This is a genomic window from Sulfobacillus sp. hq2, from assembly GCF_002903155.1.
Classification (GTDB): Bacteria; Bacillota; Sulfobacillia; order Sulfobacillales; family Sulfobacillaceae; genus Sulfobacillus; species Sulfobacillus thermotolerans.
In genome coordinates this window covers 24,327-38,368 of the sequence record NZ_NWUL01000030.1, presented here as the reverse complement: position 1 = coordinate 38,368, position 14,042 = coordinate 24,327, and the positions used below count along the sequence as shown (strand labels likewise).

The following is a 14,042-nucleotide window of genomic DNA, read 5'->3' as shown; positions in this document are numbered from 1 at the left end:
TTTTCCCTCCTAATCTACCCAATCGGATGAAAGCGTGCGTTTTTAATCGGCTCTCCAAAGATACGCTCGGCCAGTTGAAAGAAACCGTTTGGAGGATCTCCAAAATACAGCGGAACAAGTTGATCAGATTCGGCGCGAACTACGTGATATAGGCTGCTCGGACTCTTAAACGATAAGTCAGTGAATGTTGCGACGCTGACTAGTCGTTCGAGCGACGTCCATCTTGGGGAAATCGATCGTGGTTGCCTTTGCGAGCGAGTCAGAAACTCAGTCTCAGATTTATCTACGATTTTGCTCGAATAGTACAATTCATGTTCTTCTGGTCCCAGCACTCGATGAGGCCGAGTCTCCTCGAATATCCCGGATTCCCTGATAATAACTCGATAAAAGAGACCTTTAATTAATTCATACAGGGCTTGGACAGAAGCATCATATTCTGACAGAGCTGCTGCAGAGGCGGTCAGAATGCCTCCATGACTGGGAGAAAAAACTACTGCCAAAACACACGGAATGTCAAACTTGGGATCTCGGATATCCAATAAGCGAATTAGTCCATGGTCTCGAGCGGCTAATGTATAAGTTACATTCGTCACTTCATTTTTCGGAAATTTTATCGGTCGGACTTCGACCATCGTATGCCACGCGCGAAGAACACAATGGCGCTCGTACAGTTCTAAAATTGCATGGGCCGCTGCAGCATCATATGTCGCATGAGCCGCTATTCCATTGCTGTTTCCAAAGGTGTCATCTTCCACCAAAACTATCCTCTCAGCCAATTCCGCATGCGCCTTTGTCCGGGCCAACGCGAAATCGCGATTGACCGCAAACCCTATAGTCCTCCGACCCCTCTTGTCGCGCTCGCCGTGCGCTTCAAAATAGTGAATCGTTGTCGCCCCGAATCGAGCAAATCGCGACTGCTCACCGACGATCCACTGACGCGATCGTCGAAAAGGGAAAGCCCCTATAGCATAGATGACGATGTGAGACGCTGGTAATTTTAGGCGCCGGCGCATCACGTCATCACGAAAGCCGCCGAACGGACGACAATCGATGTTGTTTACGTTTAGGATCTGCACGAGCGTCTGTGCCACATGCCCGGCCTCAAGCAACGCATAACGGTATCCTCGGGACCCATATTTAAACGTGACATCAGACAAATTGGCGCATACCCAAAACCGGGTAGATGCTCGCAACAAGTTTTCGTCAAAACTTCCATCGTTCTCTAGGTCTGGCCCCAGGTACTCCGTCGAGCCATTTTCTTGTGTTTGGCGTGAATGCCATGTTCCATCTTTAGACTGTTGTTCCGCAACCACATATACAGGATACAACCCCCCGGCTGACGGAAACTTGTGGTTTGCACCATCATAAAGACTTGAAAGTATGGCATCAACCAACGAATCAGATACTGCCTCGTAATAAGACTGGACGGGAATAAAGCCAGAAGCTCGTAAAATCCCGGTCGAGGTCAACGGCGTCGAGCACTGTGGCTGTGGAACCCATGTCTTTGCGGCTGCACGCTCCTGGAGACTTTTTATCGTATCAGGGAAATAGGCACGAAACTCGTTGAGTGGAATTGTGGCATGGTAATGCATGGACAACGCAAGCGTCTCGGCCGGATTCGTACCTTCCACCAAGAATCCGTGCGATATAAGAGTCCCGACCACGCTGTCATTTGCTGGGAAATGGTTTCGCGGCAACGGTTCACGAAAAATCTTTAAGGCGATTCCAACTGCTCTAGGATTGGATCGAAACGATATTTTGATATCTGGTCTAGTCCACGTCATCGTACTTCCTTGTTCTTCGATCTGTACACCCGCGACGCCCATCAACCAAACATCGGCCCCAACGTGACCCATCACGCAAGAGCCTCCTTTACCTGTTCCAGCTTAAATTGTAGGGACTTATGTCGGCGCAGTCCAAAGACCTCTATGATTAGTGGAATGCTCGGTTTACTACGCACTATATCAAGCAAAGAAAGACTAATGGGATCCAAATCTGCGTCGCCATGAACATCCATGAAAACGCCATCGGGCCGGAATCCGCCGCCAGAAATGTGAAAAACCGAAACAAGATCATTTTCTAACAAACGATCCAACAAATCTTGAGCTTTTCTGTGTGTGACTGACGCATACCCAGTGAGGTGAGACAAATCCACTGCAAACCGACAAGTCACGCGATTTGCTACCTCCATCATGAAATCGGTCAAACACATATCCTCAACGGGAGCCCATGGAAAGTGCGGGTTCTCGGGTGTAATCTCGATCTCGAAACGTCTCATAAATGCAGCCAGTGTACGAGAGCACGTCTCCACGTCCTCTACGGTTAGCTCGATTGGTCGGTTGGCTTGAGAGAAAAATCCCTGTTGATAATTGAAGAAAGCGAGATCCTCGGTTAGACGCGTCACAGAAAAGCCTTGAGGCCAAACCCATGAATCATCCAGAAGTCGAGGCGACTCCTCAGCGAACCCACCTTGGATCGTATGAAGTGTACTAAATTTAATATCCCGAGATTGCGCCTCTTGGTAAATGGCACGAAGGTCGCAGGCGCTGGATTTTGTGCCATCGTAAGTAAGCTCCAGCGGCAATCTACCATCGTATAGAACGTCCCAGACCTCTGGCGTTAGATCGCTTGGGTTCATACCAACCCATATCTCATTCACTTGGTGACACCTCCAGAATTTTAATTAAATCCGGCGACATCACAAATGTCGCCGGATTGGTTTTACTGACAACGGCTATTTGCCGGGGCGATCTCGCTAACTTTCACAAATTCTACTTCGAGAACCTCAAGCTCTTCGTCTTCTACATCCATTCCATCCAGAATCGCGAAACGTTCGTCCATTTTGCACCTCCTGCGCGGCGTGTGTCCCATTAGGCTAATTCTTCCGCACTAGTTAATTATATCAACATTAGTAAAAATCCTTCCCATGGCAGGGAAATTTCGGGAAAATTTTCTCGACATTGTTCTACATTATTCGACCGGTTGTTATAACCATTCATACGGGAATCGTCAAAACGACTCGATAGTCACTCTCCTGTCTGCCACGTGCCATATAAGGTTCACGCCGAGTTCCGTAAGAAAACGGGGATGATGAGAGACGACCAGCATGGTTCCTGGAAACTGTCGCAGCCCGTGCGATATTGTGTCGAGACTCAACATATCAAGGTGATGTTCCGGTTCATCCAACGCCAAAACCCCGACTCCTGCAGCACTCCATGCAGCAATTTGGAGCTTAACCAACTCACCATCACTAAGAGTTGCGAGGGAAGAGAACAGTTGACGTTCCTTAAATCCATATGACTGGAGCCACGCCCGCCCCATACCGTGCGGTAAAGAAGAATGGTCCTGGAAAAATTCCCAAGAAGTCTGGCATCTTGGACGATGGAAGACTTGACCAATATATCCGTACTCCTTAACAGGTCTTACATAACCAGATATCGTGCCCGGAAAGCGGCCTAAAATGGCGTTTAGTAGGGTGGATTTTCCGGACCCATTGTCGCCGGTAATCCCAATTCGTTCCCCAGCACGGACTTCGAGCGAGATGTTCTCTAAACAGGGAGAAGACCAGTCTAAAGAGACGCTTTCTAATTTCGCGATGACGCCCGATGACGCCGCGACATGATCCCACGTGTACCGCAAGGAATGGTCCTCCTTTAGGGGTTCTAGTTGTTCACCAGACTTTGCATAATGGTTGAGTCTCGACTCACGAGCGCGAGCTTTTTGCGCAACTTTTTTTGCTTTCTTTCTAGATCCGGCGCTGTGCGTTTCTGATTCCGTACGCTGTGCTTGCCTCTTAGTCTCTGCAATGTCCTCTTTCAACGCTCGTATCCGCCGTTGTTGCTGACTGTACTGCCGTTTATAGGAATCGCGCTCTAATTGCAACGTCTCAAGATAATCGGAGGGTGGACCATCGCTAGTCCTTAACTTTCCGCCGTCGAGGTGCCAAGTGCGGTTGGCTACGGCATCCAAAAAATCAAGGTCGTGACTAACCAACACCATGGTGTAACCCGTTTGGTTGAGCCATCGAGATAATTGACGGCGTCGAGAAAGATCGAGATGACGCGTTGGTTCATCTAACACGAGAAACGATGGCTTTTCAATCAGGAGGTCCGAGATTTGCTTCCATGTCGCCTGCCCCCATGATACATCCTCCTCTTGAGGACTAAAAAAAGCCGCATGAGGCACGAATTCATTCTTGACATAACCGGATATCGGAGTGAGGTGACTAAGAAGTAGACGTAGTAACGTCGACTTTCCGCTTCCGTTCCTACCGATGAGCGCAACCCGGTCTCCTTGCTTTATTGATGCCGTAACTCCGTCCAGAACGATATCTTCGTCAGAGTACCAAAACGATACAGATGACAGATAAATATCTACGATAATCTCCCCTTCCTAAAATGCTCGCCTATACCGATCCCTCTGGCTGTTGCCGGCGTTTTGACTACCACGCTTCAGCAATTCTTTCTGTGGTCACAACCGAAATGCAAACGACAAGGAGAATAATGGAGTCATCTCACAACTAAGGGTTCATCCGTTTAAAGACTAGAACTTGTAGAACCGGTCCTACTCCCCGTTCTTGATTTACCCCGGCTGACAAGTGGAGATGGTTGACACAGATCTATTGCTCTCAGCTGCCAGTCTTTGCAAATCCTTTGCTACCTCATCGTACACCCTCGCTATTTCCATAATGGCCTCATGATCGAGATTTTTCACGGATTTAGCCACGAATTCTTGGACGCGGCGACGTTCTCGTTCCCACGCTGATCCCGGACTGCGCCGTCTTCGGCTGAACTCAGTAAGATTGTAATCAAGCTCTGTGATCCAATCGTCGATCGCCGCATTTAATGCCGCGACCGACGGGTGTTGTTGGGCTATCAGCCGTAGCGACTTATCGACCAATCCCGGATAGCGTTCGTCCCCCGTGTCCGTGATTAAGCGATTGAGCGGTTTGAGAATCTTCTTGCCGTTAATGGTGCCATCATCAATCCCCACACGTAATGGCACGTTACGATACAAGCGCAACAAACCATACACACAGCCTTTATCGAGCGATAACTCGTGGATGATTTGGGACACCGAATATCCATCATGCTCTACCATAGCGATAAACCCCGAGAGCTCTTCAGCTAGACTAAACGAAGCTTGTGTTAGATTTTCCTCCATCATGATTCGGCGCCACTGTTGGCGCAGCACGAGCATCACGCATACAGGTATTGTGGTCCAGCCCAACTCGCAAATCGCTCGATACCGCCGCTCACCGGCCAGCAAGTGCCACTTATCAGGCACACCAGGTTCCGGTGCCACAACAGGAAATTGCAACAACCCATCTCGCTCAATGGAGTGCTGCAATTCCGCTAACCGATCTTCATCAAATTCACGGCGCGCATTAACTCCGCCGACGACAATGGCTGAAAGCGGAATCTGCATAATCGAGCTGGAGGCAACGGCAGGTACGATATCTTCTTTAGTCGTGTCCTTGCCTTTTAACGCGTCCGCCAGCTGACTACTCAGAGTAGGCAGTTGGCCCGATGCCTTCTTACGGTCTTTCAGCCGCGCTAGATAACATGGTAGCATCAGCTCCTCTCGTATGCGGCTCTGCCTGATCGACTTCACCTGTCTTCAGTGTAGCCCGCGCGATATGCGATGAAACGGGGCTGGTGCTAACATGTTAGTGCGACACGAGGGTGTCGGTGGTCATGTGGTAAGAACCCACCCGCTCTGAATTGTGAGCGCGAGCCTACCGCGGCATGGGGCCGGGGTAACCGGGCCTTGTGAAGCCCGCGGAACAATGTAGCCACGTCCCGGGAGGGTCAATCCGGGCCGGAGCTAGGCTGGAAGTGCATGGTGAGCAACTGCGAACCCTAGATAAACTGCGTCATAGCAAACAAGCGAAACGACCCTGTCACGCTTGAGCCAAAAGGCAAGTAGCCGGGATTGACGCTTAACATTCGTCAATTCACAATTCCGTGCGCTACCGCAGAAAATGGGGCACCTAAACACGTCATGTAGGGACGACCGTCACAACGTGGTAAGCCCCATGGGGTCTGTCCTTGAACGACAGTAGGTCGGCCGTAAGGCCGACGTAAGTCCACAGGGGGTAACGGAATGGGTAAGAAGCGAACGCCACCCCGTAACGGGATGGATAGGAGCCCCGCCGGACTCGGCACGTACTCCGACGCGAAAGCGTGCTGACTTGCCCGAGGTCACTCAGCGAGAAACGATTAGCAGAACCACGTTAGGAGGGCCTGTGATGAACCCATTAACCGCGATAAGCGAGCCCACAGCGTCCCTCGGTCAGGCTCCTACGATACCCCGAAACGCGCCGAAGTTCCGAACGGAAGCCGATGTCGCCTCGGGTCAGTCCTTCGCTACGGGCATTGACTGGGAAGCCATTGAGGCCCACGTGGCCCGGTTACAGCGCCAACTCGCCCACGCAGTCGAACAGCACCATCGCCCAGCAATTCGCCATTACAAGTGGCTCTTGCGCCACAGCTACCACGCCAAACTTCTCGCCATTCGCATGGTCACCCAAGAGAACGCGGGGCGCAAAACGCCCGGTGTGGACGGTCGTACGTATACCACACCGGACGAACGAGACCTCCTGTTGCAGGAAGTGGACCTACAGCGTCGACCTCTGCCCGTCCGTCGTGTGTTCATCCCGAAGAAAAACGGAAAACTCCGACCTCTCGGCATCCCGTCGATCTCGGATCGCGTCGCGCAGGCCCTACACAAATTCGCCATGGAACCGGAATGGGACGTGCAGTTCGAACCCAATTCCTACGGGTTCCGTCCGAATCGGTCCGCATGGGACGCCATCGAGCAATTGTTCAAGCTACTGGCACCCCGACGCGCTCCCCAATGGGTCATTGAAGGAGATATCAAAGGATTCTTCGATAACGTACAGCATCATCTACTACTGGCGCGCTTGGCGCCAGAGGACCGTACGTACATCCGACGCATTCTTGAGGCTCCCATCATGGACCCCCGTCGTGGAAAACAGGCGAATACTCGAGGAACGCCCCAAGGTGGGCTCATTTCACCCTTGCTCGCCAACATTGCCTTGCATGGCATGGAAACAGACCTGTGCGAGGTCGCGCGAGTCCAAGGGTGGACCAGTCGCCGAGGGGCGGGCATCCACGTCGTCCGCTATGCGGACGACTTCATCATTAGCTGTCAGACCCAAGAGCTCGCCGAACAGCTCATCCCGGAAGTCGCGCAATGGCTACAGATATACGCGGGCGTCGAGCTGAGCCACGAAAAAACGCATATCACCCATATTGCGGACGGGTTCGATTTCCTCGGATTTAACCTCCGCAAGTACCACGGCAAGCTCCTCATCAAACCCGCCAAGGCCAGTAAACTGGCCTTTCTGCGGAAAGTGCAGGAGCTCCTGGACGCGAATCGGACCGTCCGTACGGAAACGCTGATGCACTTGGTCAACCCGCTCCTGCGTGGATGGGCCTCCTACTACCGTACCGTGGTCAGCAAACAGACCTTCGCGTATTGTGACCATCGCCTCTACCAGATGCTTTGGCGATGGGCCAAAAGGCGCCACCCACGGAAAAACGCCCACTGGATTAAGCAGAAATACTTTACTCAGCGTGGTCAACGCCAATGGGTGTTCACCTCGGGCCTGCAGGACCTGTTCCGCATGGCAGACGTGCGCATTATTCGCCATGTCAAGGTGCAAGGGCGACGGTCACCCTACCGGCCGACAGACGCCGCCTACTTTGAGCGCCGGCGTCACCAGCTCCTGGCGAAACGCTGGACCGTCTTTCAGCAGCGAGTCGCGGCCAAAACCCAAGGACGCTGTGCTCTGTGTACCCGACCCATTGCGGAACCTGCGAACCCCGGGCAGTCCAACCGGGAGAGCGGAATTCGGTTCCACTTAATGATTCCCGCCACGTTGGGGGGACAGGCAACGCTGGCCAACATGTTCGTCACACACCGATGGTGCCAGCAGCAATATCACCGACGCTACGGACACCATCATATGCCGGGCGACCCGGCGCGCTTCTTGACGTCGGGCGAGACCATCTTAGATGGCCACGTCGTCCGTGCCGAATCCTCGCCGACCCACCATTGAGGCGTGGATGCTGCCGAGTGGCTTGAGCCGGATGACGGGAAACTGTCACGTCCGGTTCTTAGGGGGGAAGGGAGCCGCAAGGCTCCCGACCTACCCGACTCTAGACGCATTTGTGTCGTTTCACTATCACTGCCGTTCAGCAAGAGTCTCCACCACCCAATCTTTCAACGTCTGATAGTCAATGGCAACCACAGAGCGTGGATTATATTCCATGATGGCCTTTCCTTGCTCCACAGCTCGATCCACATCCACCCCAATGCGAATCGGGGGCGATACCAGATCTCCACCCGCGTGCTTTAATACATCCAACAGTTCGATTGAACGATTGTTCCGTAAATCATATCGTACCGGTACGATACCAATGACGCGTGACCGATCGAATTCTGACATAAGCTCTGCGACTCCCTCGATGGAATACAACGAAAAGTCTACAGGCACAAGAACCGCATCAGCGCACGCTAATAGTGCATGGACCCATCGTGATTCCGACGGCGCTGTATCGACGATAATCCAATCATACTCAGGTAAGGCGTATGCGTCAAATACTCCACACCTCGAATGCCCCTCCAATTTCTGCGGTCCTTAGGATAAATCGAAAACGAGGAGGAATTCCCTATGGGACTAACCACCCTGCGACAAGAATGGGCGGGTATGCGGAGTTTGTGATGGGACGGTTGAGATCTAAGTTCAAGAAGCGTTAGCACCATTCGTGTTGATCCGAACCCGTTTGCGCACGAATAACGATCGATCATAAGTGGTTGATTGGGGGAGTAGACTCGGGGCTCCTGCAGCACCCGACCGGAAGTGAAACTAGAACCCTTGATTGCGACTGCTACCCGCCGCTGGGATAGACATCGTTAAGCAGCACATCACTGAGCTTGTTCATCGCTTGGACGACGAAATCGGACAAACTCCATGAGGCGAAGAGTTGCTCTTGCGCGCAGAGGTAAAATCGTCGGAGGTCGGTTGGCCAGAAGGGGGGAAACTAGCTTGGCCGTCCATCCAGAATCATTGACCGGGTCTTGCGAAGCAAGACAGATTTCTCCCGATCGGGCCCGTTTGGGGAGGGGTCGTGCCTTCCCCAAACCAAGGGACCTAAGGCACAGGTCCAAGCCTAATATTTGGGCGGGTTTCCCATTGACAGCTCAGCGACAACCTTTTTGGAACAGCCCCGTGCTGTGACTACTCCGGCAGATGTACCCTCGTTGGCCTTAAGTGGCTTAACTCTGGGTGGTTGGTCTGCATTTGCACCAAAGCGGCCTTAACCGCTTCTAGAGCTTGGAATATTTCCGGACGGGTAACAGTCATCGGTGGGGCAATGCGAATCGTGTTTGCAAGGAGCCCGCCCATCCCCACAAGGAGCCCGTGATCTCTAGTACCCTCGAGAAATTCCGATGCTAAATCAGGAGCTGGTTCTTTCTCATCTTTCACGAACTCGATCCCCTGCATCAATCCCTTGCCGCGTACATCTCCCATCATCGGGAAACGGTCAGATAGTTCCTCGAGCCCTTGGCGAAGTACTGCTCCCAAATCAGCAGAGCGGGTGGTCAGGTCTTCTTCATCGATAACATCTAGTGTTGCCAATGCAGCCCGCATCGCTGGAGGGTCGCCGCCAAATGTGGAGAATGTAGGACCACCATAGGCTTCTGCCACCTTATTGCGTGTTATCGTCGCTCCAATGGGAAATCCATTGGCCAATCCTTTTGCGAACGTCATAATATCCGGAGTCACTCCTGCATGCTCAATACCGAACCGCTTACCCGTGCGCCCGAATCCCGTTTGTACTTCATCATCAATGAAAAGAGCACCATAACGTCGGGCTGTTCTCACCGTCTCATAAAGAAACGCGTTGGGCGGTGTGATGAATCCCCCAACGCCCTGAATCGGTTCGGCAATGTAGGCAGCGGGGCAACCAGTCGTTGAGGTCTTAAAGAACTCCTCGAAATCCTTGGCGCATTCGAGACCGCAGGTACGAGGCTCCTTGCCGAATGGACAACGGTAGCAATAGGCATTGTGGGCATGTCTAACCGAAACCCCAAGCCCTCCAATTCCCATCTTCCATGGAGCCTGCCCCGTTAGCCCCATCGCCAAATGCGAACGACCGGAGTAGCTGTAGCGCAAGGCTACCACTTCCTGTCGTTGTGTCGCGACTTGAGCCATGGCAATTGCCGTCTCGTTAGCTTCAGTACCACTATTGGTAAAAAAGACGCGGTTGAGCCCATCCGGCGTTATTGTTCCAAGACGTTCTGCCAGCTCAACCATTGAGGGACTGATGTAATATGTTGACGTGTGCACAATGTCTTGAATCTGTTCAATGACCGCCTTGGTAATGATAGGATGAGCGTGGCCAACCGAGACGGTTAGAACCCTGCCGAAAAAATCCAGATAAATGTGCCCTTGATCATCCTCGACCTGACGACCGTTACCGCGTGTCAATACCAGCGGTTGCTTGTAATACGGCTTCACACCTGGTACTAATGAGGCCGTATGTCGTTCCGTCCATTGATTCATTTGAGCTCCCCCTTTTTCTACGCTGACGTTCATCGGCTTTCAGAATCACAATAACGGATGAAGCATAGCGAAGCAGTATACAGGGTGAATAAAAACGTCTCCGATTCGACTCCACACTGAAATGTATTGCAGTCAGTCGGGGGGACAGTGACACCGTTCGTATCACGAAGTATCGAAGTTCGAACAGCCGTCTTCTTGCCTAAGACTACGACTCCAACCGTAACCACCGCAGCGGCTGCAGTAACGGCGGTAATCCGCTCATGCAACAACAGGGCCGAAAACACAATAGTAAGAAACGGCTGTAGGAACTGCATCTGACTGATGTGGGCCACGCCACCCAACGACATACCCGTATACCACGCTACGAAGGCCAGAAACTGACTCCCGATACCCAGGTATAAGAGGGCCACCCAAGGCTTGACAGGAATACTCTCTATATGCGCGGGAATAGCCATGATGGCCAGAACCAGCAAAAACGGTCCCGCAAGGACAAGAGCCCAGGCAATCACCTGCCACCCTCCCAACTGGGTAGACAATCGCCCACCTTCCGCATAAGCGACCGCTAAAATGAGGTCGGCGAGAATCAACGCTAAATCCGGGGGTTGTGGCCGACCAAAGCCCGTGAAGATGGCATAACCAAGAACCGTAGCAGCCCCCGCCACACTGGCGATCCAAAAGGCTACCGAGGGACGCTCGCCATTCCGAACAGCCGACGCACCGGCGGTAAACGATGGAAGCAAGGCCAAAATAACCGCCCCGTGAGACGCGGGAAGTCGGTCCATAGCCCATGCGGACAACAGCGGGAAACACACAATCGCCCCCGCAGCGACAACCACGAGACTTAGTAATTGTCTACGTTTAGGCAATGGTTCCCGCCGAGCCAGCAAAACGCCCGCTGCTAAGATGGCAGCGATTACCGCACGCCCAAATGCAACAATGATAGCCCCAAAGTAGGGAACGGCTTCCCGGGATGCTGGCAATGTTAAGCTAAACCCGACAACTCCTAAAATACCAAACCCAATTCCCTGGGCTTCACGACTTAGATGAGGCACCACACGTTCCCCGCTTTCTTATATAAACAGCATGTTTCTCTGATGATCGGTACCTACGGAAAAATCCGACCGTAGTTCTAGCCAATTCGGCTCTGCGCAGCCTGACGGAGGTCACTCTGACGATCAACCTGTTCCCAAGGCAAATCCACGTCCTGACGGCCGAAATGGCCGAAGACGGCTGTCTTCTCGTAAATTGGGCGGTTCAAATTGTTGGTCGAGATTTTTCAGCTGGCGTACACCGCACAAAATCAACGCGATTGTATGGTCTGCCACTCCTTCTGTACCGTAATCCGCCACATTACACACGGGGATTCCATGTTCAGCTGCGTACCGAATGTCGATATTATCGAACCCGACGGCGGCACGGACAATCCCTGCACAATGCTTCAGCTTGGACAGAGTCTGTGCGGTCAATGGCACGGTATGCCAAGAAATTACGACATCCGCTTCATCGATCTGCCCTTCCAATTCTCCGGGATCATCAACACGCACAAGAGAGACGTTTACGTCTGGGCCTAGAACTCCCTCTTCGATGTGCGTTTCTTCCACGTAATGCTTTTGCCAACCGTCGACAATCATTACATTCTGAGATGTTATTACAATGACCTCCTAACCTTTGGCGTTTCCCAATAATAGAATTTTGGTTCGGCTTGGGATCCAACCAATTGGATTAAAATTTTCCCAGGCAATTGTGCTAAGATATGAGGCAAGGAGGCCTCTTCCTTGTGGCAAATCGACACATCCGACGATGAACCAATGTACCGTCAGATTCGGCGGCATTTCGAACGTCTCATCCTTAGCGGGGGCCTTATTCCCGGGCAAAAATTACCCACCGAGCGCGAGTTGGCAAGGAAGCTTGGGGTGAATCGGAGCACGATAACAGCAGCCTATGATGGATTACGTGCAGTGGGGTTGATTCGCTCGACTCAAGGGTCCGGCACACACGTCAGTGAAGACGCATGGGGACTCAATCCCGGGCTTCCGGACTGGAACAAGTATAATTCCCAAGGATTGTTTCGACCTACGTTATCAATTCTCAAGCTAATCTGGGAGGCGAATAGTAATCCAGACATTGTCAACCTGGCGCGTGGTGAAATCTCTCCCGATCTTTGGCCCCATGAGAGCATTCGGGATCTGCTGACGTCTACCGACGTTCCGATTCCCATGGGTTATAGTGACCCACGGGGCTTGATCAAATTGCGCTCGACGCTAGGGCGACATCTACTTCATCGATTAGGCTTACACGTGTCCGCAGACGAAATCCTCATTACGGTCGGGGCTCAGGAAGGTCTTTTGCTAATATCGCAGTTTCTGTTAAAACCTGGGGATGCCGTGGCCATTGAGAAGCCATCTTACGCCTATTCGTTATCGCTCTTCGCGTCGGCGGGGTTACGATTGTTCCCAATCCCCGTAGATAACGAAGGGCTACAACCCGAAGCCGTTAAGTCATTACACAGACACCACAAGATCCAAATGATCTTCGTAAGTCCCACCTTTCAAAACCCGACTGGCACAACATTGACGAAGTCCCGACGACAGCGTTTGCTGGCCATCTGTACAGACAGTCGAATACCGATTGTGGAAGACGATGCTTACGGAGGTCTTGAACTCGAAAGGGCACCTGCCACCCCCCCGCCGCTGGCCACACTTCCTGAGGCCCAAGGGCAGATCATCCACGTCGGTACTCTTTCCAAGACTTTTGCGCCCGGACTGAGAATTGGCTGGATTACCGGTCCCCATAACGTAATCGAACGTCTAGCCGGAGCGAAATAACAAATGGACCTCGGTGTGAGTTCTCTTAGCCAGGTCATCGCTGAGAGATTGATTGCCATGGGTAGCTGGGAGGAGCAACGGCAACGCCTGCAGCACGTATTGACTCGGCGTCGGAATACCATGGCCAACGAAATTACAAGGATCATGGGCCCGGATGTTGAGTTTCGCCTGCCGGCCGGCGGTTATCATCTATGGATCAAGTTGAGAACACCTCTTGGAGAACGAGAGTTAGTGGAAGCAACGTTGCAAGAGAGAGTGGTAGTTGTTCCCGGCAGTGTCTACGGGGCCGACGCAGGCTATGTGCGTCTGACATATGCGTGTGCGTCTGAAGATCAAATCATTGAAGGTATCGCCCGACTTCAGAAGGCGCTGAGAAAACTAATCTCTTAAAAAAACTGGAAGCCATCGGCGCGTCAGAACGACCAAAGGACCCGAAAGCACTTTGCCATCCAATTTCGTGACGGCTAAATTTTCAGGCGTGATCGTCTGCACTAATCCGATTTCCGACTGTGTATGAAAAACTCCTCAATGTACGCTGTTTCCGCCGCATGGAGGCGCCAATAACGGAAACGGTTCATGGATCGTTCGTATAGATCAGGGCGATCCGATGGCCTTCGGAG

At 52.3% G+C, this 14,042-nt stretch carries 9 protein-coding genes and 2 pseudogenes; 2 read left to right on the top strand and 9 right to left on the bottom strand.

Translation table 11 applies throughout. The features are described 5' to 3' along the window. Positions 1-14: 14 nt before the first annotated feature. The 5 genes and pseudogenes from CO251_RS05735 to CO251_RS05715 all read right to left on the bottom strand — a co-directional run bounded on the left by CO251_RS05735 (position 15) and on the right by CO251_RS05715 (position 5,574). Positions 15-1,856 carry a YcaO-like family protein gene (locus tag CO251_RS05735; RefSeq protein ID WP_103374850.1) on the bottom strand — a complete coding sequence of 614 codons (1,842 nt, stop codon included), beginning with the start codon at positions 1,854-1,856 and terminating at the stop codon, positions 15-17. Next, a complete protein-coding gene (locus tag CO251_RS05730) occupies positions 1,856-2,659 on the bottom strand; it encodes a DUF692 family multinuclear iron-containing protein (RefSeq protein ID WP_103374849.1) in 804 nt (267 codons plus the stop codon). Before CO251_RS05730 ends, CO251_RS05735 begins: the two co-directional genes overlap by 1 nt. A gap of 350 nt (positions 2,660-3,009) precedes the next feature. After that, on the bottom strand, positions 3,010-4,185 hold the full coding sequence (locus CO251_RS05725; protein WP_103374848.1) for an ATP-binding cassette domain-containing protein: 1,176 nt from the start codon (positions 4,183-4,185) through the stop codon (positions 3,010-3,012). A gap of 21 nt (positions 4,186-4,206) precedes the next feature. Next, positions 4,207-4,323, bottom strand: a pseudogene (locus tag CO251_RS18035) (ATP-binding cassette domain-containing protein); the annotation flags it as partial. 258 nt (positions 4,324-4,581) lie between these two features. Beyond that, positions 4,582-5,574 carry a ParB N-terminal domain-containing protein gene (locus CO251_RS05715; protein WP_103374847.1) on the bottom strand — a complete coding sequence of 331 codons (993 nt, stop codon included), beginning with the start codon at positions 5,572-5,574 and terminating at the stop codon, positions 4,582-4,584. Between the two features lie 676 nt (positions 5,575-6,250). On the opposite strand from CO251_RS05715, the gene ltrA reads away from it, so the two are divergent. After that, complete coding sequence (gene ltrA, locus CO251_RS05710) at positions 6,251-8,086, top strand: group II intron reverse transcriptase/maturase (protein WP_103374846.1); 1,836 nt, start codon at positions 6,251-6,253, stop codon at positions 8,084-8,086. A 126-nt stretch (positions 8,087-8,212) separates the two neighbouring features. Here the strand turns inward: ltrA and CO251_RS05705 are convergent, their stop codons facing one another. The 4 genes from CO251_RS05705 to CO251_RS17710 form a co-directional block, all read right to left on the bottom strand. After that, positions 8,213-8,656: a ParA family protein gene (locus CO251_RS05705; protein WP_103374845.1), complete on the bottom strand. Its 444-nt coding sequence runs from the start codon at positions 8,654-8,656 to the stop codon at positions 8,213-8,215. A 612-nt stretch (positions 8,657-9,268) separates the two neighbouring features. Continuing rightward, positions 9,269-10,597 carry an aspartate aminotransferase family protein gene (locus CO251_RS05700; protein ID WP_103374844.1) on the bottom strand — a complete coding sequence of 443 codons (1,329 nt, stop codon included), beginning with the start codon at positions 10,595-10,597 and terminating at the stop codon, positions 9,269-9,271. A gap of 29 nt (positions 10,598-10,626) precedes the next feature. Then, positions 10,627-11,649, bottom strand: coding sequence for a DMT family transporter (locus CO251_RS05695; RefSeq protein ID WP_103375054.1), 1,023 nt, complete (start codon positions 11,647-11,649; stop codon positions 10,627-10,629). 123 nt (positions 11,650-11,772) lie between these two features. Further along, the gene (locus CO251_RS17710) at positions 11,773-12,228 is read right to left on the bottom strand and encodes a hypothetical protein (RefSeq protein WP_103374843.1); all 456 of its coding nucleotides are present in this window, start codon (positions 12,226-12,228) and stop codon (positions 11,773-11,775) included. A gap of 177 nt (positions 12,229-12,405) precedes the next feature. Between CO251_RS17710 and CO251_RS05680 the strand changes: the two are divergent. Continuing rightward, a pseudogene (locus CO251_RS05680) lies at positions 12,406-13,812 on the top strand (PLP-dependent aminotransferase family protein). Positions 13,813-14,042: the final 230 nt, after the last annotated feature.

Bases quoted from the DNA above. Each gene is read 5' to 3' on its own strand.
- CO251_RS05735 (WP_103374850.1), bottom strand. From the start codon at position 1,856: ATGGGTCACGTTGGGGCCGATGTTTGGTTGATGGGCGTCGCGGGTGTA.
- ltrA (WP_103374846.1), top strand. From the start codon at position 6,251: ATGAACCCATTAACCGCGATAAGCGAGCCCACAGCGTCCCTCGGTCAG.
- CO251_RS17710 (WP_103374843.1), bottom strand. From the start codon at position 12,228: ATGATTGTCGACGGTTGGCAAAAGCATTACGTGGAAGAAACGCACATC.
- CO251_RS05715 (WP_103374847.1), bottom strand. From the start codon at position 5,574: ATGCTACCATGTTATCTAGCGCGGCTGAAAGACCGTAAGAAGGCATCG.
- CO251_RS05700 (WP_103374844.1), bottom strand. From the start codon at position 10,597: ATGAATCAATGGACGGAACGACATACGGCCTCATTAGTACCAGGTGTG.